This window comes from Microbispora sp. NPDC049633, assembly GCF_040675265.1.
In the GTDB taxonomy this organism is placed as follows: domain Bacteria; phylum Actinomycetota; class Actinomycetes; order Streptosporangiales; family Streptosporangiaceae; genus Microbispora; species Microbispora maris.
This window is the reverse complement of the sequence record NZ_JBFAOO010000077.1, coordinates 13335-33302: the sequence shown is the minus strand read 5'-3', so window position 1 is coordinate 33302 and position 19968 is coordinate 13335. Positions and strand designations below refer to the sequence as shown.

The 19968-nt window shown below is 71.1% G+C and carries 20 protein-coding genes and 1 pseudogene; 12 read left to right on the top strand and 9 right to left on the bottom strand.

From position 1 onward, the window contains the following. Window positions 1-71: 71 nt before the first annotated feature. Window positions 72-1175, bottom strand: a pseudogene (locus AB0J39_RS20775) (thioredoxin domain-containing protein); the annotation flags it as partial. A gap of 177 nt (window positions 1176-1352) precedes the next feature. Here AB0J39_RS20775 and AB0J39_RS20770 point away from each other — a divergent pair. Further along, on the top strand, window positions 1353-2516 hold the full coding sequence (locus AB0J39_RS20770; protein WP_363467051.1) for a hypothetical protein: 1164 nt from the start codon (window positions 1353-1355) through the stop codon (window positions 2514-2516). Window positions 2517-2592: 76 nt separating this feature from the next. Here AB0J39_RS20770 and AB0J39_RS20765 read toward each other — a convergent pair whose 3' ends face one another. The 3 genes from AB0J39_RS20765 to mca are packed head-to-tail and all read right to left on the bottom strand — an operon-like array spanning window position 2593 to window position 3965. Further along, entirely contained in the window at window positions 2593-2910 is a 318-nt protein-coding gene (locus AB0J39_RS20765) for a GNAT family N-acetyltransferase (RefSeq protein WP_363467048.1), read from the bottom strand. Continuing rightward, window positions 2907-3074 carry a hypothetical protein gene (locus AB0J39_RS20760; RefSeq protein ID WP_363467045.1) on the bottom strand — a complete coding sequence of 56 codons (168 nt, stop codon included), beginning with the start codon at window positions 3072-3074 and terminating at the stop codon, window positions 2907-2909. The genes AB0J39_RS20765 and AB0J39_RS20760 overlap by 4 nt, the downstream gene beginning before the upstream one ends. Before the next feature lie 9 nt (window positions 3075-3083). Next, complete coding sequence (gene mca, locus AB0J39_RS20755; protein WP_346226939.1) at window positions 3084-3965, bottom strand: mycothiol conjugate amidase Mca; 882 nt, start codon at window positions 3963-3965, stop codon at window positions 3084-3086. Between the two features lie 150 nt (window positions 3966-4115). Between mca and AB0J39_RS20750 the strand changes: the two genes are divergently transcribed. The 3 genes from AB0J39_RS20750 (at window position 4116) to AB0J39_RS20740 (ending at window position 6535) form a co-directional block, all read left to right on the top strand. Beyond that, entirely contained in the window at window positions 4116-4541 is a 426-nt protein-coding gene (locus tag AB0J39_RS20750) for a DUF4307 domain-containing protein (protein WP_363467042.1), read from the top strand. A gap of 75 nt (window positions 4542-4616) precedes the next feature. Beyond that, window positions 4617-5117: a transcription elongation factor GreA gene (gene greA, locus AB0J39_RS20745; protein WP_139577342.1), complete on the top strand. Its 501-nt coding sequence runs from the start codon at window positions 4617-4619 to the stop codon at window positions 5115-5117. 161 nt (window positions 5118-5278) lie between these two features. Beyond that, the gene (locus tag AB0J39_RS20740; protein ID WP_363467038.1) at window positions 5279-6535 is read left to right on the top strand and encodes a C40 family peptidase; all 1257 of its coding nucleotides are present in this window, start codon (window positions 5279-5281) and stop codon (window positions 6533-6535) included. 21 nt (window positions 6536-6556) lie between these two features. Here the strand turns inward: AB0J39_RS20740 and AB0J39_RS20735 are convergent, their stop codons facing one another. Together AB0J39_RS20735 and AB0J39_RS20730 are read right to left on the bottom strand one after the other, a co-directional pair. Continuing rightward, a complete protein-coding gene (locus AB0J39_RS20735) occupies window positions 6557-7189 on the bottom strand; it encodes a TetR family transcriptional regulator (RefSeq protein ID WP_363467036.1) in 633 nt (210 codons plus the stop codon). After that, the gene (locus AB0J39_RS20730; RefSeq protein WP_363467035.1) at window positions 7167-8690 is read right to left on the bottom strand and encodes an MFS transporter; all 1524 of its coding nucleotides are present in this window, start codon (window positions 8688-8690) and stop codon (window positions 7167-7169) included. The genes AB0J39_RS20735 and AB0J39_RS20730 overlap by 23 nt, the downstream gene beginning before the upstream one ends. A gap of 76 nt (window positions 8691-8766) precedes the next feature. Between AB0J39_RS20730 and AB0J39_RS20725 the strand changes: the two genes are divergently transcribed. The 7 genes from AB0J39_RS20725 (at window position 8767) to AB0J39_RS20695 (ending at window position 16244) form a co-directional block, all read left to right on the top strand. Beyond that, complete coding sequence (locus tag AB0J39_RS20725) at window positions 8767-9285, top strand: hypothetical protein (RefSeq protein ID WP_363467033.1); 519 nt, start codon at window positions 8767-8769, stop codon at window positions 9283-9285. Between the two features lie 288 nt (window positions 9286-9573). After that, complete coding sequence (locus AB0J39_RS20720) at window positions 9574-11436, top strand: phosphoenolpyruvate carboxykinase (GTP) (RefSeq protein WP_363467053.1); 1863 nt, start codon at window positions 9574-9576, stop codon at window positions 11434-11436. Between the two features lie 135 nt (window positions 11437-11571). Then, window positions 11572-12558, top strand: coding sequence for a TIGR04222 domain-containing membrane protein (locus AB0J39_RS20715; protein WP_363467030.1), 987 nt, complete (start codon window positions 11572-11574; stop codon window positions 12556-12558). Continuing rightward, on the top strand, window positions 12551-13495 hold the full coding sequence (locus tag AB0J39_RS20710; RefSeq protein WP_363467028.1) for a DUF692 domain-containing protein: 945 nt from the start codon (window positions 12551-12553) through the stop codon (window positions 13493-13495). Before AB0J39_RS20715 ends, AB0J39_RS20710 begins: the two co-directional genes overlap by 8 nt. Beyond that, window positions 13488-13805 (top strand): hypothetical protein, encoded by a 318-nt coding sequence (locus tag AB0J39_RS20705; protein WP_363467025.1) that lies wholly within the window; start codon window positions 13488-13490, stop codon window positions 13803-13805. Before AB0J39_RS20710 ends, AB0J39_RS20705 begins: the two co-directional genes overlap by 8 nt. Before the next feature lie 120 nt (window positions 13806-13925). Further along, a complete protein-coding gene (locus tag AB0J39_RS20700) occupies window positions 13926-14687 on the top strand; it encodes an isoprenyl transferase (protein ID WP_346226948.1) in 762 nt (253 codons plus the stop codon). Window positions 14688-14933: 246 nt separating this feature from the next. Then, window positions 14934-16244, top strand: coding sequence for a PhoH family protein (locus AB0J39_RS20695; protein WP_363467021.1), 1311 nt, complete (start codon window positions 14934-14936; stop codon window positions 16242-16244). A 6-nt stretch (window positions 16245-16250) separates the two neighbouring features. Here AB0J39_RS20695 and AB0J39_RS20690 read toward each other — a convergent pair whose 3' ends face one another. The 3 genes from AB0J39_RS20690 to AB0J39_RS20680 are packed head-to-tail and all read right to left on the bottom strand — an operon-like array spanning window position 16251 to window position 18920. Beyond that, complete coding sequence (locus AB0J39_RS20690) at window positions 16251-16796, bottom strand: hypothetical protein (protein WP_363467018.1); 546 nt, start codon at window positions 16794-16796, stop codon at window positions 16251-16253. After that, a complete protein-coding gene (locus tag AB0J39_RS20685) occupies window positions 16793-18238 on the bottom strand; it encodes a HAMP domain-containing sensor histidine kinase (protein WP_363467016.1) in 1446 nt (481 codons plus the stop codon). Before AB0J39_RS20685 ends, AB0J39_RS20690 begins: the two co-directional genes overlap by 4 nt. Before the next feature lie 7 nt (window positions 18239-18245). Then, a complete protein-coding gene (locus tag AB0J39_RS20680) occupies window positions 18246-18920 on the bottom strand; it encodes a response regulator transcription factor (protein WP_363467013.1) in 675 nt (224 codons plus the stop codon). Window positions 18921-19189: 269 nt separating this feature from the next. Between AB0J39_RS20680 and AB0J39_RS20675 the strand changes: the two genes are divergently transcribed. Then, window positions 19190-19882 carry a lytic transglycosylase domain-containing protein gene (locus tag AB0J39_RS20675; RefSeq protein WP_363467011.1) on the top strand — a complete coding sequence of 231 codons (693 nt, stop codon included), beginning with the start codon at window positions 19190-19192 and terminating at the stop codon, window positions 19880-19882. The last annotated feature ends 86 nt before the right edge of the window (window positions 19883-19968 follow it).

Below are 19968 nucleotides of genomic sequence, written 5' to 3'. Positions count from 1 at the left end.
GCCGCGGACGCCCTCGAGCACAAGCGTGAGGTGCCTGCGCCAGCCACCGGCGCCGGTCATGTTGGCCATGCCCGGGCCGGGTCGTCGGGGTCGGCGAGAAGCTGGAGCACCGACGTGCCGTGCTCGAACGTGCCGGTCACCTCGAACACCGAGGCCGCCCACGTTCCGTCGTCCTCGCCGAGGACCTCGCGCAGCTGCTCGGGGGTCCAGACGTAGAACAAGCCCTCTCCGTGCGTGCCGTCCGGTCCCTCGCTGTCGGCGTCGAGAGCGGAGGCGAACCCGCCCTCCGGCGTGCGCATCTCCCGCAGCAGCCATTCGGCGGTCTCCAGGACCACCCGCCTGGCCAGGACCGATCCGGTCGCGCGCCACCAGTGGGCGTAGACCCGCAGCAGCAGCGCGTTGTCGTAGAGCATCTTCTCGAAGTGCGGCACGACCCAGCCCGCGTCGACGGAGTAGCGGGCGAAGCCCCCGCCCAGCTGGTCGTACATGCCGCCTCTGGCCATCGCCTCCATGGTCGCCTCCGCCATGGCGACGGCGTCCCGGGTGCCGTGCCGCAGCAGGAACTCCAGGACCATGGACGGCGGGAACTTGGGCGCCCCGCCGAATCCGCCCCGCCGCTCGTCGAAGCCGTCCGCGAGGTTGCGTACGGCGAGGTCGAGGGTCTCGGCGGTGGGCACCGGGCCCGACGGAGCCCCGGTCTGCCCGGCGAGCGCCTCCACCACCTTCTCCCCCTGGGTCAGGACGCCCTCCCGGTCCTGCCGCCAGGCCTGCGAGACGGCGTGCAGCAGCCGCTGGAAGTGCGGACGGGGGAAGTAGGTGCCGGCGTAGAACGGATTCCCGTCAGGGGTGGCGAAGACCGTCATCGGCCAGCCGCCCTGGCCGGTCATCGCCTGGACCGCGCCCATGTAGACGGCGTCCACGTCGGGCCGCTCCTCGCGGTCCACCTTGACGTTGACGAACATCTCGTTCATCAGCTTCGCGGTGGCCTCGTCCTCGAACGACTCGTGAGCCATGACATGACACCAGTGGCAAGCCGAGTACCCCACGCTGATCAGCAGGGGAACGTCGCGCCCGCGGGCCTCCGCGAAGGCGTCCTCGCCCCAGGGGAGCCAGTCCACCGGGTTGTCCGCGTGTTGCAGGAGGTAGGGAGAGGTCTCGCCACCCAGCCGGTTCATAGGGCCAGCCTCTCACACCGCCGGCAAGGGCGATCCGGGTGCGGATCGGCTCCGGGGGCCGATCGCCGTGATGCGGAGTGGTTAGTTCTCCCGGGTGGAGCTGTTTGTCATGTCGGGGGAACGCGCGGGAGACCGCGGGGATGTGTTCCGGCGCGTCCCGGCGTAGGCTCACAGGACGTGGGCTTGGATCTGGACTTCGCTGTCAGGCACTCGGGACGCCCCGCGGCCTTCATGACGCGGCGCGACGTCGCGCGGGTGCTGCTGGCCGTTCCGTCCGGGCAGGCCCTGGTCGCCCTTCCCGACCTGCGGCGACAGCTGCTCGCGGCGGGCAATCCGCTGTCGACGGTGTTCTGGGATTCGGCCAAGGCCGTGCTGACGAGCATCGAGTCCGGCGTCGCGACGGTCGGCGACGTGCAGCGCTGGCTGGAGTCCAGCGGCACCGAACCGATCATGCTCACCCGCAGCTACTTCCTGTGGCCCGAGGAGAGCGAGCGCGGGCCGGTGGCCACGGAGATGTACGAGCGGCTGGTCGAGTTCCTGGAGGAGCGGCTGGCGGCCGGGGAGATCGACGCGGACGCGCTGGCCGCCGGCGACTCCGCCGCCCGGCACGCCTACGAGGAGCTCCAGGAGCGCTGGCTCGGCACTCCGCTGCCCGACGGCCGGGTGCCGGGCGTCGTGGTCAACGACGAGCAGGACCGGGAGCTGTACGCCGCCTGGGACGAGGAGGAGGCGTTCGCGCTGAGCGAGCTGCGGCGGGTGCTCGACGACCTGCCGGAGCCGCCCTTCCCCGCGGACGACCTCCGCTCGGCCGCCCGGCGGCTGCGCGTGACGCTGACCCGGCCCGGCTACCCGGGCAACGTGCTGCGCGCCTGCGCCGGTCTGGAGGACGGCGACCTGCCCGAAGGGGACGAGGACCTGTGGCTCACCGTCGCGGCCGGAATCGCCGCGCCCATCTCGGACCTGCCGGACGAGGAGGACGCCGCCCGGTTCTTCGACATGGAGGGCGAGCTCAGCCACGAGGACTCCATACTGGCCTCGCTGTGCGCCATCCACCACGCCGACTGGCTCGCGTCGGTGATCACCCTGGTCCGGTACGGCCCGGGGGTGCTCGCCTCGCCCGAGCGGATCGCCCGGTTCATCGCCGACTCCGAGGACGTCGACGTGGACCCGGACGAGCCGGAGGACCTCGAGGCGACGGAGATGCTGTTCACGGCGGTGACGCCGCTGTGGGCGCATCTCGGGATCGTGGACCGGTCGGAGGTGCTGACCCCGCTGGGCTGGTGGGGCCTGCCCAAGGCGCTGGAACGCGCCTGGTCCTCAGGCCCCGCGCTGCCCGACTGACGGTCCCGCGTACCCGATCGGCTGACTGCCCGGCGCACCCGCCCGGCTGACGGTCCCGGCCGGGCGCGGTCCCGGCCTATTCCGGCGTGTCGACGAGGCCGCGGTAGTCGTCGTCCACCAGCTCGCGGTATTCCGGATGCTTCTCGATGTACCAGGCCACGAACGAGCACAGCGGCACGACCCGCAGGCCGGCCGCCCGTGCTTCGTCCAGGGCCGCGCCGACCAGCATGCCGCCCAGCCCTCGGCCCCCGAACTCGCCGCGCACCTCGGTGTGCGTGAAGACCATCGAGCCGTCCCGCAGCCGGTATTGCGCGAACCCGGCGAGCGTGTCGTCGAGCAGGATCTCGTAGCGCGACGCGGCGTCGTTGTGACCCACCCGCGCGTCCGTGCTCACGCCTCGGGCCCGTTCCCGCGCTGTTCGTCCTCGTGGCCGTCGTGCGGCACCTGGATCTTCCTCATCTGCTTGTTCATGTTCTTCAGCAGGAAGAACAGGGCCACACCGATCCCGGCGACGACGAGGAAACCCAGGAGACCCGGCCCGTAGCTGGTTGCATCCACGTCCCCAGCTTACGAGCAGGCAGGGGTGACCTCCGCGTGGATCCCCGCGAACAGGTCGTCCTCCGGCAGCGTGGTGTCCACGAGCGACCGCGCGAGGTGGTAGTCCTCGGTCGGCCAGATCTCCTGCTGGAGCTCGCGGGGGCAGACGAACCAGAACCCGTCCGGATCCACCTGGGTGGCGTGCGCGAGCAGGGCGAGGTCGCGGATCTCGAAGTACTCCGCGCACGGGACCTTGGTGGTGACCTCCCACTTCTGCGGCCGGTCCTCCCACCGCGCGATCCAGTCGGCGTACGGCGAGCCCATGTCGCGCTCGGTCATCGCGTTGTGCAGCGCCTCGAACCGCTCCCGCGTGAAGCCCATGTGGTAGTAGAGCTTCAGCGGCTGCCACGGCTCGCCCGTGCCCGGGTAGCGGTCGGGGTCGCCCGCCGCCTCGAACGCCTCGATCGACACCCGGTTGGTCATGATGTGGTCGGGATGCGGGTAGCCGCCGTTGTCGTCGTACGTGAGGATCACGTGCGGCCGGAACTCCCGGACGGCGGCGACGAGCGGCGCGGAGGCCACTTCGAGCGGCTGCAGCGCGAAGCACCCCTCGGGCAGCGGCTCGTTCTCGTCCTCCGGCAGCCCGGAGTCGACGAAGCCGAGGAAACGCTGCTGCACGCCGAGGATCTCGCGCGCCTTCTCCATCTCCTGGCGGCGCACCTCGCCCATGTTCTCGAGGATGTCGGGCCGGTCCATCTTGGGGTTGAGGATCGAGCCGCGCTCACCGCCCGTACACGTGACAACGAGGACCTCCACGCCCTCCGCTACGTAGCGGGCCATCGTGGCGGCGCCCTTGCTCGACTCGTCGTCTGGGTGCGCGTGCACGGCCATCAGTCTCAACGGTGCACTCACGGCTCTCCTCATGGTGTCCTCTGGCTACGGAAAGAGGTTAGCTTCTATGTGACCGTGTGTTCCGGACCCGGCTGGCCCGCGTCACGGCACGGTCGACTTGTGGGGACGATCGTCTCGCACAACACCGACAATCCTCAGGGAGATTCCGCGATGCCCACGGATGAGGCCGGCGGCCAGGGGACACGCCCGGTGCTCGGCACCCCGGACGATTTCCCGCCGCGCCCGGCGCGACCGGCCCGGCTGGTGCCGTACGTCGTGATCGCGCTGATCGTGGCGGTGATCGCGGGCGGGTGGGGCTTCGTCATGCTCCGCGCCAACGGGAATCCGTCCGTGAGCGCGGACGTCATCACCTTCGACGCGAGCGCTCCGGACTCCGCCGTGATCACCTTCACCGTGCACAAGCCGGCCGACCGGGCGGCGACGTGCCGGATCCAGGCGCTCGACACCAAGCACCTGGAGGTCGGCAGCCGTGAGGTCGGCATTCCCAAGGGCCGGTCGGACCTCGAGTTCACCGAGCGGCTGAGGACGAGCGCGCAGGCCACAGCGGTACATGTCGACTACTGCGATCTCGTATAGTGGAATCTTTGGGGAAGCGTTCGAAGGCGTTATCTTGACAGCCTTTCGAGTCACTTACGGAAACAAGGAGAGCCCGTGGCCGTCTCCCAGAACGACAACGTCACCTGGCTGACGCAAGAGGCGTACGACCGCCTCAAGGAGGAGTACGAGTACCTTTCGGGCCCGGGTCGCACGGACATCGCCAAGAAGATCGAAGCCGCCCGGGAAGAGGGTGACCTCAGGGAGAACGGCGGCTACCACGCCGCCAAGGACGAGCAGGGCAAAATGGAGGCCCGCATCTTCCACCTCCGGCAGATCCTGGACAGCGCCAGGGTCGGCGAGGCTCCCCGCGCCGAGGGCATCGTGGGTCCCGGCATGACCGTGACGGTCCGCTTCGACGGCGACGACGAGGAGGTCACCTTCCTGCTGGCCTCCCGCGAGGAGAGCGGCGCGCCCATCGACGTCTACTCGCCGAACTCTCCCCTCGGGTCCGCGATCAACGGCAAGAAGATCGGGGAGAAGGCGACGTACACGCTGCCGAACGGCAGGCAGAACACCGTCGAGATCCTCGAAGCCGTTCCGTACATCGGCAACTAGTCCGTTTCCGCCCCGGCCGGGAATTCCGCTGTCGTTTGCGGTATTCCCGGCCGTGCGGCAATCTCGTCCTGGACCGGACCATTCGCCACGGGAGGGGTGAGATCGTGCTCGAACGCCGAGCGCGCCCATCCACCCGGTTAGGCAGGAAGCTCACGAGAGCCGTGTCCGAGGCTCGCCAGGATCTCGCCTACCGCCCACGGCTGCCCCGCCCGGGGCGCCTGCGCAGGACGGTTCCCCTCATCGCCGTCTCGCTCGCCACCGTGCTGACGGTCGACGTGCTCGTGCTCGGCGAACTCACGTCCGGCTCCCGGGATTCGGGCGTGGTCGCGTCCCTGTCCGAGCGGCGCGCCGGCAATCGCTACGTGGCGGCGGCACGGCAGGCCCGCGACGGAGTGTCCCCGACGCCGGCGCGGCAGGCTCCGGCCGCCCAGACGGTGACGCGGCAGCCGGTGGCTCCGCTGGGGCGGCTTGTCCGCCCGCACCTGTTCGTGGTGGCCAACCGGCCGCTGCCGCCCGAGGTCGTGGAGAAGGTGCGCCGGGTCAAGGGCGTGACGGCGGCCGAGGTGACCGGCGCGGCCGATGTGGCCGTGGACGGCAAGCGCGTGCCGACGATGGGCGTCGACCCGTCCACCTTCCGCTCGTACACGCCGAAGGTGACGGCATCCTCCGACGAGCTGTGGCGCAACATCGCCGCCGGCGACATGGCGGTCTCCTTCGAGCTGGGCAACGACGGCGGCGTGCAGCTCGGCTCGCAGGTCCAAAGCGGCGGCAGGCGCCTGCGCATCGGCGCGTACGCCACGGTGGGCATGGGCGCGATCGCGGCGATCGTCTCGAAGGGGACGGCCACCGCGCTCGGCATCCCGGACGGCAACGCCCTGGTGGTGAGCGCGCCGAAGGTCGACTCCCGCAAGCTCCGCCTCATGCTGCTGAAGATCCTGCCCAAGGGCAGCCAGGTCGCCACGATCAACCCGGTGGTGGTGACGCCCAAGGGCCGGACGGTGTGGCCGCAGACGGCGTTCATGTCGGCGGAGCAGCTCAAGGTCGCGCTCACGGCGGCGGTGAGCAAGCTCGGCCGGCCGTACGTGTGGGGCGCCGAGGGGCCCGACACCTTCGACTGTTCGGGGCTCGTGCAGTGGGCGTACGCGCAGGCGGGCGTGCGCATGCCCCGCGTGACGTACCAGCAGTGGGTCACCGGGCCGCAGGTGCCGCTGTCGCAGGCGCAGCCGGGTGACCTGCTGTTCTGGCGCAACGATCCGACCAATCCGGGATACATCTCGCACGTCGCCATCTACTGGGGTAACGGGAAGATGTTGCATGCCCCGCGCACCGGTGACGTCGTGAAGATCGCCGACGTCTACACCAAGAACCTCGCCGGGGTCGTCAGGGTCAGCCCGCAGATCTCCGCCCGTGTCCGCTGACCCCGGACGCGGGGAGGCCGGTCAGATCGGCAGCCCGGCCTCCAGGTAGCCGAGGGCCTCGTCGAGCAGCGCGGGCAGGGGTGTCCGGCCGTCCTGTTCCACCCACGTGAATATCGCCGGGAGCATGACTCCCATGACCGCGCCGACGAGCGTCCGTACGGCGGGGCTGTGGGGGTCGCGGCCCGCCCGCTCGGCCACCGCGCCCGCGAGCATGTCGATGGTGGCGAACAGCCCTTCGACCGTGCGGGCGCGCAGGGCGGGCACGGAGGCGGACAGCTTGGTCCGGGCGAGCACCTGGTCGAGCTCCTCGGCCCCCATCGACTCGAACGCGGTGCGGAACGCGGCACGCAGGGCGGTCAGCGGGGGCAGGCCGGCCGGCTGTGCCTTGAGCGCCTCCATCAGGATCGGGTCGTAGTCGTCCTGGGTGACCACGTCCTCCTTCGTGGGGAAGTAGCGGAAGAACGTGCTGGGGGAGACCTCCGCCGCCTCCGCGATCTGCTCGACCGTCGTCGCGTCGTACCCCTGCTCGGCGAACAGCCGCAGGGCCTGCTCCTGGATGGTCCTGCGGGTCTTCGCCTTCTTGCGCTCGCGCAGGCTCGTGACAGCGCGGTCGGAGGGGGACGAGGTCCGATCAGCGCGCCGGGGTGAGCTCATGCCCCGATTCTGCCGTCTTTCCACGCCCGGCCGTACTCCCCGGTAGGAACACGGCCACCAGGACGGCGGCCAGCACCGACGTGGCCCCGCACACCAGCAGGACCAGGTCCATGCCGTGCACGAACGCCTCCCTGGCGGCGCTCAGCAGCGCGGCGTCCTCCGCGCGCGCGGCCAGGACCCCCGCGGCCGTGATCGAGTCGGCCGCCGCCTCCGGGACCCCGTCCGGAAGATCCGAGGCGTACGCCGCCGAGAGCATGCTGCCGAGACCGGCCACGCCCAGCGCGCCGCCGACCTGACGCACGGTCTGCAGGGTCGCCGAGCCGGAGCCCGACCGCTCCTCGGGCAGCGTCGCGAGCACGCCGTCCATGGCGGGGACCATGGCGAGGCCCACGCCCGCGCCGATGACGGCCAGCCAGGCCGCGACGTAGCCGTACGCCGAGGACGCCCCGCCCGACACCGTGGTCCCGGCGCCCAGGAAGAACCCGGCGGCGAGCACGACCAGGCCCGCCGGCATCACCACGCGCAGCCCGATCCGGGCGGTGAGCCGCTCTCCGGCCAGGCCGCCGGCCATCAGCCCGGCCACCATGGGGATCACCCGTACGCCGGTGCCGAGAGCGTCGTGCCCGAGCACGGCCTGCAGGTGCTGGGGGACGACGAACAGCACGCCCGACATGCCGAGGCTCACGAACGTCGCGCCCGCCGCGCCCCACACGAAGACCCGGCTGCGGAACAGGCCGAGGTCCATCATCGGCTGCCGGGCGCGGGCCTCGACGCGGACGAACACCGCCAGCAGCACCGCCCCGGCGCCGAGACCGCCCAGCACGGCGGGGTGGCCCCAGCCGCGTGCCGGGGCCTCGATGACGCCGTACACCAGCGCGGCCAGGCCCGTCACCGACAGCAGCGCGCCGGGCACGTCGGTCTTCGGCGCGGCGGGGTCACGCGACTCGGGAATGAACGCGGCCACCGCCACCGCCGCGACGACGATCATCGGGATGTTCACGAGGAAGACCGAGCCCCACCAGAAGTGGTCGAGCAGGTAGCCGCCCACGACGGGGCCGAGGGGCAGGCCGAGCGCCATGGCGGCCGTCCACACGGCGATCGCGCGCCCACGCTCGGCCGGTGGGAAGACCACCGGCAGGATCGAGGTCGACAGCGGCATGATCACCGCGCCGCCGGCGCCCATCAGCGCGCGGGCCGCGATCAGGGCGCCCGTGCCGCCCGCGTACGTCGCGACCACCGACGCGACCCCGAAGGCCGCGAGCCCGGCCAGCAGCAGGCGCCTGCGGCCGAATCGGTCGCCGAGCGCGCCCGCCGGGAGCATGAGCGCGGCGAACGGAATCAGGTACGCGTCGACGATCCACTGCAGGTCGCCGGTCGAGGCGTGCAGGTCGGCCGCGAGCGTGGGCAGCGCCACGTTGAGCACCGTCGCGTCCATGCCGATGACGAGGGCGCTCAGTACGAGGGCGCCGAGCGCCCACCAGCGAGAAGTGAGAGAAGCCATAATTTGAAAGTAACTCTCAAAAAGTAGCTCCCGTCAATATCGGACTCCGGTGAGGCGGCGATGTAATGTTGATTACATGAATGCAGACGAAGAACTGAGCGCCTGGTTCGCCGGCCGGCTGCCCGAGGGCTGGTTCACCGGGGCCCCCAACGTCGTCGTCGACCGCGAGGAGATCGGCGTGCTCGGCACGCTCCCGCCGCTGTCGGTGGCCGAAGGGCTCCCCGACCTGGAACGCGCGGCGGCCGTAGAGGGGTACGTCGAGAGGTTCCGCGAGGAGACCCGCGAGCGCAGGATCGACATCGCGAGGGAGGCCGAGCACCGCTTCCGCCGCAAGGTCTCCTGGGGCGTCGTCGTGGGCGGCGAGACGGTGATGTTCACCACTCTCAGCGTCCCGGTCATGACCCGGCTGCGGCAGCCCGAACGGCAGGTCCTCGACACACTGGTCGCCGCGGGTGTCGCGCGCAGCCGCAGCGACGCGCTGGCCTGGTGCGTCCGGCTCGTCGGCAAGCACACCGACAGCTGGCTCGCTGACCTGCGCGATGCCCTCCAGCACGTGGACCGGATCAGGGCGGAAGGGCCCGGCCGATTGGACTGAACCAATTCGCGCAGAGGTCTGGACCAATTGAATTGGCCTATACCAATGTGTAACGCCGGCGAGGCGGGTAAGGGGGAGAAGGACGTTTTTTTCCAACAGGGCCAGAGTGGGTAAGGTCCCACCACATCACGGCCACTGCCTGCGGTGACGCTGTCAGAGGCCGTGCAGCCGAGAATGGCGCCGATTTAATGGAGTGGAAACGCGGTGGTCTACTCCAATTGGATCCGGAGGCCATTCATCGCTCATGATGCTCTGGCCCTGAGAGATTAAGGAGCCGCCCCCGTGTCCATTTCAGTAGAGGTACCGACGCCCACCACGCACAGCGATCTGGCGGCCTGGGTGAGCCGGATCGCGGAGCTGACCCAGCCGGACCGGATCGAATGGTGCGACGGCTCCGAGGCCGAATGGACGCGCCTGACCAACCTGCTGGTGGAGCAGGGCACCTTCAAGCGGCTGGTCAAGCGTCCGAACAGCTTCTACGCCGCCTCGGACCCGAGCGACGTCGCCCGGGTGGAGGACCGGACGTTCATCTGCTCCGAGCGCGAACAGGACGCCGGCCCCACCAACAACTGGATCGCGCCCGACGAGATGCGCCGGACGTTCGCCACGCTGTTCAAGGGCTGCATGCGGGGCCGGACGATGTACGTCGTGCCGTTCTGCATGGGTCCCCTGGGCGGGAACATCTCGCAGCTCGGGGTCGAGATCACCGACTCGCCGTACGTCGTCGTGTCGATGCGGATCATGACCCGCATGGGTGATGAGGCGTTGCGCCTCATCGAGGAACGCGGAGCGGCGCGAAAGGCCCGAGACAGCGAGGCACGAGCCGGCGAGGGCCGCAGCGAGCGCGACCATGAGCACAGCGATTTCGTCAAGGCCGTCCACTCGGTGGGCGCCCCGCTGGAGCCCGGCCAGGCCGACGTGCCGTGGCCGTGCAGCACGACCAAGTACATCAGCCACTTCCCCGAGACCCGGGAGATCTGGTCGTACGGTTCGGGCTATGGCGGCAACGCGCTGCTGGGCAAGAAGTGCTACGCGCTGCGCATCGCCAGCGTGATGGCCCGCGACGAGGGCTGGCTGGCCGAGCACATGCTGATCCTCAAGCTCACGCCGCCGCAGGGCGAGGCGCGGTACGTCGCGGCGGCCTTCCCGTCGGCCTGCGGCAAGACGAACCTCGCCATGCTCCAGCCCACGATCCCGGGCTGGAAGGTCGAGACGATCGGCGACGACATCGCCTGGATGCGCTTCGGCCCCGACGGCAGGCTCTACGCGATCAACCCGGAGGCCGGTTTCTTCGGTGTCGCCCCCGGCACGGGTGCGTCGACGAACGGCAACGCGATCGAGACGCTGTGGGGCAACAGCATCTTCACCAACGTCGCGCTGACCGACGACGGCGACGTCTGGTGGGAGGGCCTCACCGACGAGCCGCCGGCGCACCTCGTCGACTGGAAGGGCCGCGACTGGACGCCGGACTCCCCGGAGCCCGCCGCCCACCCGAACGCCCGGTTCACCACTCCGGCCGAGCAGTGCCCGACGATCGCCCCCGAATGGCAGGACCCGGCCGGGGTGCCGATCTCCGCCATCCTGTTCGGCGGCCGCAGGGCGACCGCCGTGCCGCTGGTGACCGAGTCGCTGAGCTGGCAGCACGGTGTCTTCCTGGGCGCCAACGTGGCCTCGGAGAAGACGGCCGCCGCCGAGGGCAAGGTCGGCGAACTGCGCCGCGACCCGTTCGCGATGCTGCCGTTCTGCGGCTACAACATGGGTGACTACTTCGCGCACTGGGTCGAGGTCGGCACGATGACCGATCCGGAGAAGCTGCCGAAGATCTACTACGTGAACTGGTTCCGCAAGGACGCGAACGGCCGCTTCGTGTGGCCGGGCTTCGGCGAGAACAGCCGGGTGCTCAAGTGGATCGTCGACCGGCTGAACGGCGTGGCCGACGCCGTGCCCACGCCGATCGGCAACCTGCCGGCCTCGCTCGACACCGAGGGCCTCGACATCGCGCCCGAGGACATGGAGCTTCTGCTCAGCGTCGACCCCGAGGTGTGGCGCGAGGAGGCCGCGCTGATCCCGCCCCACTTCGAGACCTTCGGCGATCACATGCCGGAGGAGCTGTGGGACGAATACCGCGCCCTGGTCCAGCGGCTCGGCTGAGTCCCGCCCACAGTTCGCGCCCCGTCGTCCCGGCACGGAACTCTCCCCGTGGGAGGTTCGTCTAGCGGATAGACGGGGCGCGGGCCGTCCGGCCCGGTTCGGGGTCCCCCTCTTCTCCCCCGGAGGAGGGCGCACGTGGAACTGGTGCTCGTCGTCGCCGCGGCGATTCTCGCGGCACTCATCGTCACGACCGCTCTCGCCGTCGGCCGGGAGCGACGCGAAGCCGGGTCCGGGCCCGCAGTGCCAGGGTCCGGCCTCGACACCTATGAACTGGCCTATCTCGCGGGCGGGCCGCCTCAAGTGGTCATCACGGCGCTCGCCGCGCTGTCCGTCCGCGAGCAGGTGCGGGTCGCGCGCGGCGGCAGGGTCACCGCCGTCGCCGGCGCCCCCGCCACCTCCGCCGATCCCGTCGAGCAGTCCGTCCTCGACCTGGCCACGCGGGCCGGCGGGGCGAGCGCGGCCGAGGTCAGGCGCCGCGCGGGCGACGGCTCCGCGATGGCGGTGCTGAAGGAACGCCTGCTCGCGCGGGGCCACCTGCTGCCCGAGGGCTCTGTGGAGGGCGCGCGCCGCCTCAACGCACGCCTGCGCGCCCTCGCGGTGCTCGCCCTCGCCGCCGCGGTCGTCACGCTCGTGCTGATCCTCTTCATCGGGACCGTCACCGCCTCCGCGGAGAACTGGGCCGCGGTCGCGATCGCCGCGGTCTCCGGCGGATCCGCACTGATCGCCTCCCTCACCTACGCCGCGTCCCTGCGAAGTCCGCTGAGCCCCGCGGGCGAGGAGGCGCTGCGGCAGGCGCGCGAAAGGCACCCGAGGGGTGCCTTCGCGCAGGGCACCGCCGGTGCGCTCGGCGTGGGCGGCGCGGCGGGTCTCGCCGTGGTGACGCCCATCGCGCTGTACGGCCTGGGCGAGCTCGGTGACCCGCACCTCGCGGCCCAGATCGCGACCGACGAGGTCCTCGTGCGCCGTCACGTCGACGGCGGGGCCTCGGGCGGTGACGGCGGCGGGTCCGTGGGCTGCGCGTCGAGCGGATGCGGCTCCGGCGGCTCGCATGCCTGCGGCGGCGGTGGCGGAGGTGGCGGCTGCGGCGGCGGCGGGTGCGGCGGCGGGTGCGGCGGTGGCTGAGCGCCGGTTCGGGAGGTGGCTGCCGTCCGGCAGGCGTCCCCGCAAGCACGCCGCCGGCCACGGTGCCGGTCCCGGTGCCGGCCTCAGCGCCGGCCTCAGCGCCGGTCGCAGCGCCGGTCGCAGTGCCAGGCAAGGTGCGGGTCTCGGTGTCGGCATCGGCTGGCGGCCGGAGATCGACCTCACGGTGGAACGGCTGCCCGGTGTCGGGTTCGTCGAAGTGATCGCCGAGAACGTCGATCCGGCCCGGCTCCCCGAGTCCCTGACCGTGTTGCGGGCCGCCGGGGTGCCCGTCGTGCCCCATGGCGTGGGCCTGGGCGTCGGCGGGGCGCACCGTCCCGATCCGGCCCGGCTGGCGCGCCTCGCGGCCTGTGCGCAGGCGTTGGACGCGCCTCTCGTGAGCGAGCACGTGGCCTTCGTGCGGGCCGGGGGCGTGGAGGCCGGTCACCTGCTGCCGGTCCCGCGCACCCGGGAGGCCCTGGCGGTGATCGTGGAGAACGTGCGGGAGGCGCAGGACGCGCTTCCCGTGCCCCTCGCGCTCGAGAACGTGGCGGCCCTGTTCGGCTGGCCGGACGACGAACTGACCGAGGCGCGGTTTCTCGGCGAACTGGTCGAGCGTACGGGCGTGCGGCTGCTGGTCGACGTGGCCAACCTCTACACGAACCAGGTCAACCTCGGTCTGGACGCGCGGCGGGCGCTCGACGCGCTGCCGCTGGAGGCGGTCGCGTACGTGCACGTGGCGGGCGGGCACGCCCACGACGGCCTCTGGCACGACACGCACACCGCCTCCCCTCCCGCCGAGGTGCTCGACCTGCTGACCGAGCTGTGCGGCCGGGTGACGCCGCCCGGCGTGCTGCTGGAGTGGGACGACGCCTATCCCGGCGACGGCGCCCTGGCGGGCGAGCTGGGCCGGATCCGGGAGGCGATGGCCCGTGCCTGAGCCGGCGACCTCCCGGAACGCGCGGGCCGCGCTGGCCGCCGCCCAGGCGGAGCTGGTGGCGGCCCTGGTCGCGGGCGGACCCGTGCCGGACGGCTTCGATCCCGGCAGGCTGGCCGTCCAGGCCCGCGGGCTGCTGGCCAAGCGGCGCGGCTCGGTCGCCCGCGCCGCCCCCGACCTCGCCGAGGCCCTCGGCGCCGAGTTCGCCGGTCTGTTCGCCGTGTACGCCGCCGGACACGTGAAGCCCGAGGGCGGGCCGAGGGCGGACGCGCGGGACTTCGCCGCCTGGCTGCGGGCACGCGAACGCCCCTGACCGTGCGACCCGGGTTACTCCGGCCGCGCCCTGGAAAGCCTCTGAGGAGAGGGCAGGGCATGCCGGTTCGCCCGCGATAATTGGTGATCGAGCCCCACCGGTCGCGAGGAAGAGGGTTACATGAGCGTGCGCGATCTCGTGTACAAGCTGTACGAGCGCAGGCTCGAGCGGAAGCTGTCCTCCGATCAGATCCCCCGTCATGTCGGCGTCATCGTGGACGGCAACCGCCGGTGGGCGCGGGCGATGGGGCTGCGGGACGTCAGCCGGGGCCACCAGAAGGGCGCCGACAAGATCTCGGAACTGGTGGCGTGGTGCCGCGAGGCCGGCGTCGAGTACGTGACGCTGTGGCTGCTCTCCACCGACAACCTCGCCAGGGACAAGGCAGAGCTGGAGCCGCTGCTCCAGGTGATCGAGAACCTCGTCCAGGATCTCGTGGACCAGGGATGGCACCTCAACCCCATGGGCTCGCTCGACCTTCTGCCCGATCACACGGCTCGTGTCCTCAAACACGCAAAAGAAACCACATCGCATCGTCCAGGCCTGATTGTGAACGTTGCCGTTGGGTATGGAGGAAGGCGTGAGATCGCTGATGCGGTGCGCTCCCTCCTCCAGGAGCATGCCAGCAAGGGCGCGAGCATCGAGGACCTCGTCGAGGTCCTCGACGTCGAGCACATCGCGGAGCATCTCTACACGCGCGGCCTGCCCGACCCGGATCTCGTCATCCGGACCTCGGGAGAGCAGCGACTCTCCGGATTCCTGCTCTGGCAGAGCGCCCACTCCGAGTTCTACTTCTGCGAGGCCTACTGGCCGGACTTCCGCAGAGTCGACTTCCTGCGGGCGCTCCGCTCGTACGCCGCACGGCACCGTCGGTACGGCTCCTGAGACGTTACGTGACGAGCTTCTTCCAACCAGCGCAAACCTATTGGGCTGGGGAGATTCGTTACGTACCGTGGTAGCTGAGCGGTCGTCGAGGAGATCGGCGGCCATCACCTCGGGAGAGGGCCCGTCCTTGCGCGACCACCATGCGAGGAGGGCCGGAGCCCCGGTCTGCCCTCGCAGGTCACGGGCCCGGTCCGTTCACCACCAGTCAAGGCAGGGTGCCCACCTCAGGCGCCCGGGGGAGAACGCGTGGCAGTGTCCTCGAGCAACCCGTCCACATCCCGCACCTACGTTCTGGACACGTCCGTCCTGCTCGCCGACCCGGCGGCGATGAGCCGCTTCGCCGAGCACGAGGTCGTCGTCCCGATCGTCGTCATCACGGAACTGGAGGCCAAGCGCCACCACCCCGAGCTGGGCTACTTCGCCAGGGAGGCGCTGCGCTTCCTCGATGACCTCAGAGTGCGGTACGGACGGCTGGATGAGCCCATGCCTATCGGCGAAGGGACCATCCGCGTCGAGCTGAACCATAGTGATCCGTCCTGCCTCCCGGCGGGCTTCCGCATGGGAGACAACGACACCCGCATCCTCACCGTCGCCCAGAACCTGGCGGTGGAGGGCAAGGACGTGGTGCTGGTGTCGAAGGACCTGCCGATGCGGGTCAAGGCCGCGTCCATCGGCCTCAGCGCGGAGGAGTACCGCGCGGGCATGGTGGTCGAGTCCGGCTGGACCGGTATGGCGGAGCTCCAGGTGACCACGGAGGAGATGGACGCCCTCTTCGAGGCCGGCTCCGCCGACATCGACGAGGCGCGCGACCTGCCGTGCCACACCGGCCTGCGGCTGCTGTCGAGCCGCGGATCGGCGCTCGGGCGCGTCCTGCCGGACAAGTCGGTACGGCTGGTCCGGGGCGACCGGGAGGTCTTCGGGCTGCACGGCCGGTCCGCCGAGCAGCGCATCGCGCTCGACCTGCTGATGGACCCCGACGTCGGCATCGTCTCGATGGGCGGCCGCGCGGGCACCGGCAAGTCCGCGCTCGCGCTGTGCGCGGGCCTGGAGGCGGTGCTGGAGCGCCGCCAGCACCGCAAGATCATCGTGTTCCGGCCCCTGTACGCCGTGGGCGGCCAGGAGCTGGGCTACCTGCCCGGCACGGAGAACGACAAGATGGGCCCGTGGGCCCAGGCGGTCTACGACACGCTGGGCGCGGTGACGTCCCCCGAGGTCATCGAGGAGGTCATCGACCGGGGCATGCTGGAGGTCCTCCCGCTGACCCACATCCGCGGCCGCTCCCTCCACGACGCGTTCGTGATCGTGGACGAGGCGCAGTCGCTGGAGCGCGGGGTGTTGCTGACCGTCCTGTCGCGTATCGGGGCCAACTCGCGGGTCGTGCTCACCCACGACATCGCCCAGCGCGACAACCTGCGGGTGGGCCGGCACGACGGCGTCGTCGCGGTGGTGGAGAAGCTCAAGGGCCACCCGCTGTTCGCCCACATCACGCTGACCAGGTCCGAGCGGTCGCCGATCGCCGCCCTGGTGACCGAGATGCTGGAGGACATCACGCTCTGAACCCCGTCACGGGGGGAGATGGCCGTCCTTGGGGGCCAGATCCCAGAACTCCTGACAGGTGTGGGTCTTGAGGGGCCCGTTCCTGTCAGGAGTCGCGTGAGCGATCTCCACGGCCCAGATCTCCGGGCGCAGCCGCGCCGTGCAGGTGATCTGGGCCATGGCGGTCCTGGTGATCTTGAAGCCGGCCACGAACAGCCGCACCCGCAGGCTGAGCGTGTTGTCGGGGTCGTTGCGGGCGTATCTCACGAGCTGCACCTGGGTCAGCGTGAGCCCGGTCAGCGCCGTGGACAGCCGGTTCGACGACCGTCCACTGGCTTTGAACAGGGCGTCGAGCACGTCGTTGACGTGCGGCGACCGGGCGGCGACCCGCGTCGGCCGCAGGCGGCCGTTCCGCAGCAGGTAGATCGTGACGAGGGTGGGGGTGCCGCTGATGACCGGCGCGGGACCGGCGTCGGTCACCCCGGTCGGCGCGACCCCGCAGGCCGCCGCCGGCGTCACGAGGAGCCCCGCGAGCAGGGCCGCCAGCACCGTTCTGGATTTCAGCGCGTTCATGGCTTGGGAATCCGCAGCAGGAAGAGGGTGCCCGGCTCGCACCGCTCGGCCGCGATCGAGCCGCCGTGCAGCTCCGCGTTGGCCTTGGCGATGGCCAGGCCGAGGCCGCTGCCCGCGCTCCTGGCCCGGTCGGTGCCCGCCTTGTAGAAGCGGTCGAAGACGTGGGGGAGGACCTGCTCGGGGATGCCGCTCCCGTGGTCGCGCACGGTCACCTCCAGCCACCCGTGGGCCTCTCCGCCGACCGCGACCCGCGCGCTCACCACGACGGGCGGCGCGCCGTGGTTCAGCGCGTTGCCGACGAGGTTGGCCACCATCACGTCGAACCTCCGGGCGTCCAGGGAGAAGGTGAGCCCGACGGGCACGGTGAGCTTCACCCGGTCGGCCCAGCCCCGCACCTCCAGGCAGTCGGCCAGCGTGTCGCCCACGTCGACGGTCTCCCGGCGGAGCGTGGCGGCGCCCGCGTCGAACCTGCTGATCTCGATGAGGTGCTCGACCAGCACCCGGAGCCTGTCGATCTCGCGGACGACGATCCGCACGGCCTCCCCGGCGTCGTCCGGCAGGTCCTCGGCGTCCTCCGACAGCATGTCCGTCACCGCGGTCATCGCCGTCAGCGGCGTGCGCAGCTCGTGGGAGACGTCGGCGACGAACCGCCGGGACGTCGACTCCAGCGTCCGCAGCTCGGAGACCGTGTCCTCGAGCGCCGCCGCCGTCTCGTTGAACGTCGCGGTCAGCTCGGCCAGCTCGTCCCTGCCCCGTACGGGGAGGCGGACGTGCAGTTCTCCCGCGCCGAGCGCGCGGGCGGCCGCGCCCAGCCGCCGTACGGGCAGCAGCACCCGCCGGGCCGACAGCAGGGCCAGGGTCAGCGCCAGGACGAGTGTGATGCCTCCGGCCTGCGCGAGCGCGTTCCTGAGGCGGGTCAGCACGGCCTCCTCGTCCGAGAGAGGCACGAAGACGTAGGCCGTCAGGCCCGTCGGACGCAGCACGCCGTCGCGGTTGGCCCGCTGGATCTGCGTGGCGACGATCAGCCAGGCCTGGTCCCTGAACAGCACCCTCTGGTGGACCAGCCGCCGCGCCGCCTGCCAGCGGAGCTGGTCGGGCACGTCGGTCATGGTGAACTGGGCCCCGGTGTTGGCACGCCGGTGGCCCCCGTAGGTCACGATGACGGTCCGCTCGGGGGCCTCCAGCGCCCGCACCACCCCGTCGAGGTCCTCGTCGGTGACGGTCGTGTCGCTCGGCCAGACCACGTCGCTCGCGCCGATCGGCAGCGTGATCCTGGAGAGCGTCTCGCGCACGTCGGCGACCGCGCCCCGCTCCGCGCGCTCCAGGAGTCCCCGGCGGACGATCTGGTATCCCAGCCCCGCGACCATGGCGGACGCGGTGATCGCCACCAGGAGAAAGGTGATCACCAGCCGGGCCCGCAACCCGGTGGGCACCCAGGTCATGGCGGGGTCATGGCGGGCTGAAGCGGTACCCGAAGCCGCGCACGGTGTGGATGTAGACGGGGTCGGCGGGCACCGGCTCGATCTTGGCGCGGATGCGCTGCACGCACGCGTCGACCAGCCGGGAGTCCGCCACGTGCGTGTGGTCCCAGACGGCGCGCAGGAGGTAGCGGCGGTTGAGGACCTGGCCGGGGTGGCGGACGAGTTCGAGCAGCAGGCGCAGCTCGGTGGGGGTGAGGTGGATCTCCTTGCCCCCGAGGCTCACCTTGAGGGCCCCGCGGTCGATCACGAGGTCGCCGAAGGTGAGGCGGTCGGGCGAGGCCGACTCCAGGCGGCGCAGCACGGCGCGGATGCGGGCGTCCAGCACCCGCGGCTCGACGGGCTTGACCACGTAGTCGTCCGCGCCGGCCTCCAGCCCCACCACCACGTCGAGGTCGTCGCCCCTGGCGGTCAGCAGGATGACGGGCAGCGGGTCGAGCCTGCGGATGCGGCGGCACACCTCGACCCCGTCGATGCCGGGCAGCATGACGTCGAGGATCGCGATCTCGGGACGCCGGGAGCGTACGTGTTCGAGGGCCTCCTCGCCCGTGGCGTACGCGGTCACCGAGTGGCCCTGCCGGGTGAGCGCGAGCTCGAGTCCGGCCCGGACCGAGGGGTCGTCTTCGACCAGGAGGATGCCTGCCACTCGGTCATTATGGGGCGGACCGCACCAATTCCCTATTTGTCATGGTCCTGTGAACTGGTTCGCACCTCATCGTCAAGAAGCCGGAGCACGCTGGTGCCGGGAGGCCACGCCGCTTGACTCCGCGTAAAGTGTGACCAAAGTCACATGTCATGGGAAAGTCCATGTGATCGGTGGTCGGGTCAAGGCGTCACCAAACAGGTACCACGAATCGGTTGCGGACCACCCCCCAACACAGGGCAAGCTCATAAGCCGTGAGCTCTGGTCAGCAGTTGAAGGATCGCCCCCGCGCCTCCCGATCGCGGCGGGGAGGAGACGACGGTTCCGGCCCCGGCTGGCTGACCATCAAGCGCGTCGCCATCCTCGGAGTCACCGTGGCCGCGCTCGCGGGCGGGACGACCTGGGTGGTCCGCACCTCGGTCGAGAACAACAGCGCGCCCAGGAAGGTGCTGGAGCCGGACAGCTTCCTCGCCCTCGACCCGAACGCGCCCGACCCCGAGGCCGACATCCTCAAGGAGAACGCGGTCCAGGCGCTGCGCAAGGACAGGCTGGAGCGGACCCGCGACCGGAAGGGCGGCCTCGACCCCGTCGACATCGTCGAGAAGGCCCCCGGCGGCGGCGGCTTCAACCCGGCCAACTTCCCGCCCGGCTCCACGCCCGACCCGGGCAGCAACAAGGCCGTCGGCAAGGAGATGGCCGCGGCCCGCGGCTGGTCCGGCGCCGAGTGGGGCTGCCTGGAGCGCCTGTGGGACAAGGAGAGCCACTGGAATGAGCGGGCCATGAACCGCTACAGCGGCGCCTACGGGATTCCGCAGTCGCTGCCCGGCAGCAAGATGGCGAGCGCGGGCTCCGACTGGCAGACCAACCCCGCCACGCAGATCAAGTGGGGCCTCGGCTACATCGCCGGCCGCTACAAGACTCCCTGCGGCGCCTGGGCGCACTCCCAGTCCACCGGCTGGTACTAGCCGGCGCCTGATCGCGAAACTCTGGTCAGGGTTGTTCGACCTTTCGACAAGCCCGCGCGTCCGGCGGGGGGTCGCACTGCACCCTT

Excerpts from the sequence above, each read along its gene's own strand:
- AB0J39_RS20735 (WP_363467036.1), bottom strand. The coding sequence starts at position 7,189 with ATGAGCTCACCCCGGCGCGCTGATCGGACCTCGTCCCCCTCCGACCGC.
- AB0J39_RS20730 (WP_363467035.1), bottom strand. The coding sequence starts at position 8,690 with ATGGCTTCTCTCACTTCTCGCTGGTGGGCGCTCGGCGCCCTCGTACTG.
- AB0J39_RS20750 (WP_363467042.1), top strand. The coding sequence starts at position 4,116 with ATGCCCACGGATGAGGCCGGCGGCCAGGGGACACGCCCGGTGCTCGGC.
- AB0J39_RS20700 (WP_346226948.1), top strand. The coding sequence starts at position 13,926 with ATGAGCGTGCGCGATCTCGTGTACAAGCTGTACGAGCGCAGGCTCGAG.
- AB0J39_RS20690 (WP_363467018.1), bottom strand. The coding sequence starts at position 16,796 with ATGAACGCGCTGAAATCCAGAACGGTGCTGGCGGCCCTGCTCGCGGGG.
- AB0J39_RS20685 (WP_363467016.1), bottom strand. The coding sequence starts at position 18,238 with ATGACCTGGGTGCCCACCGGGTTGCGGGCCCGGCTGGTGATCACCTTT.
- AB0J39_RS20725 (WP_363467033.1), top strand. The coding sequence starts at position 8,767 with ATGAATGCAGACGAAGAACTGAGCGCCTGGTTCGCCGGCCGGCTGCCC.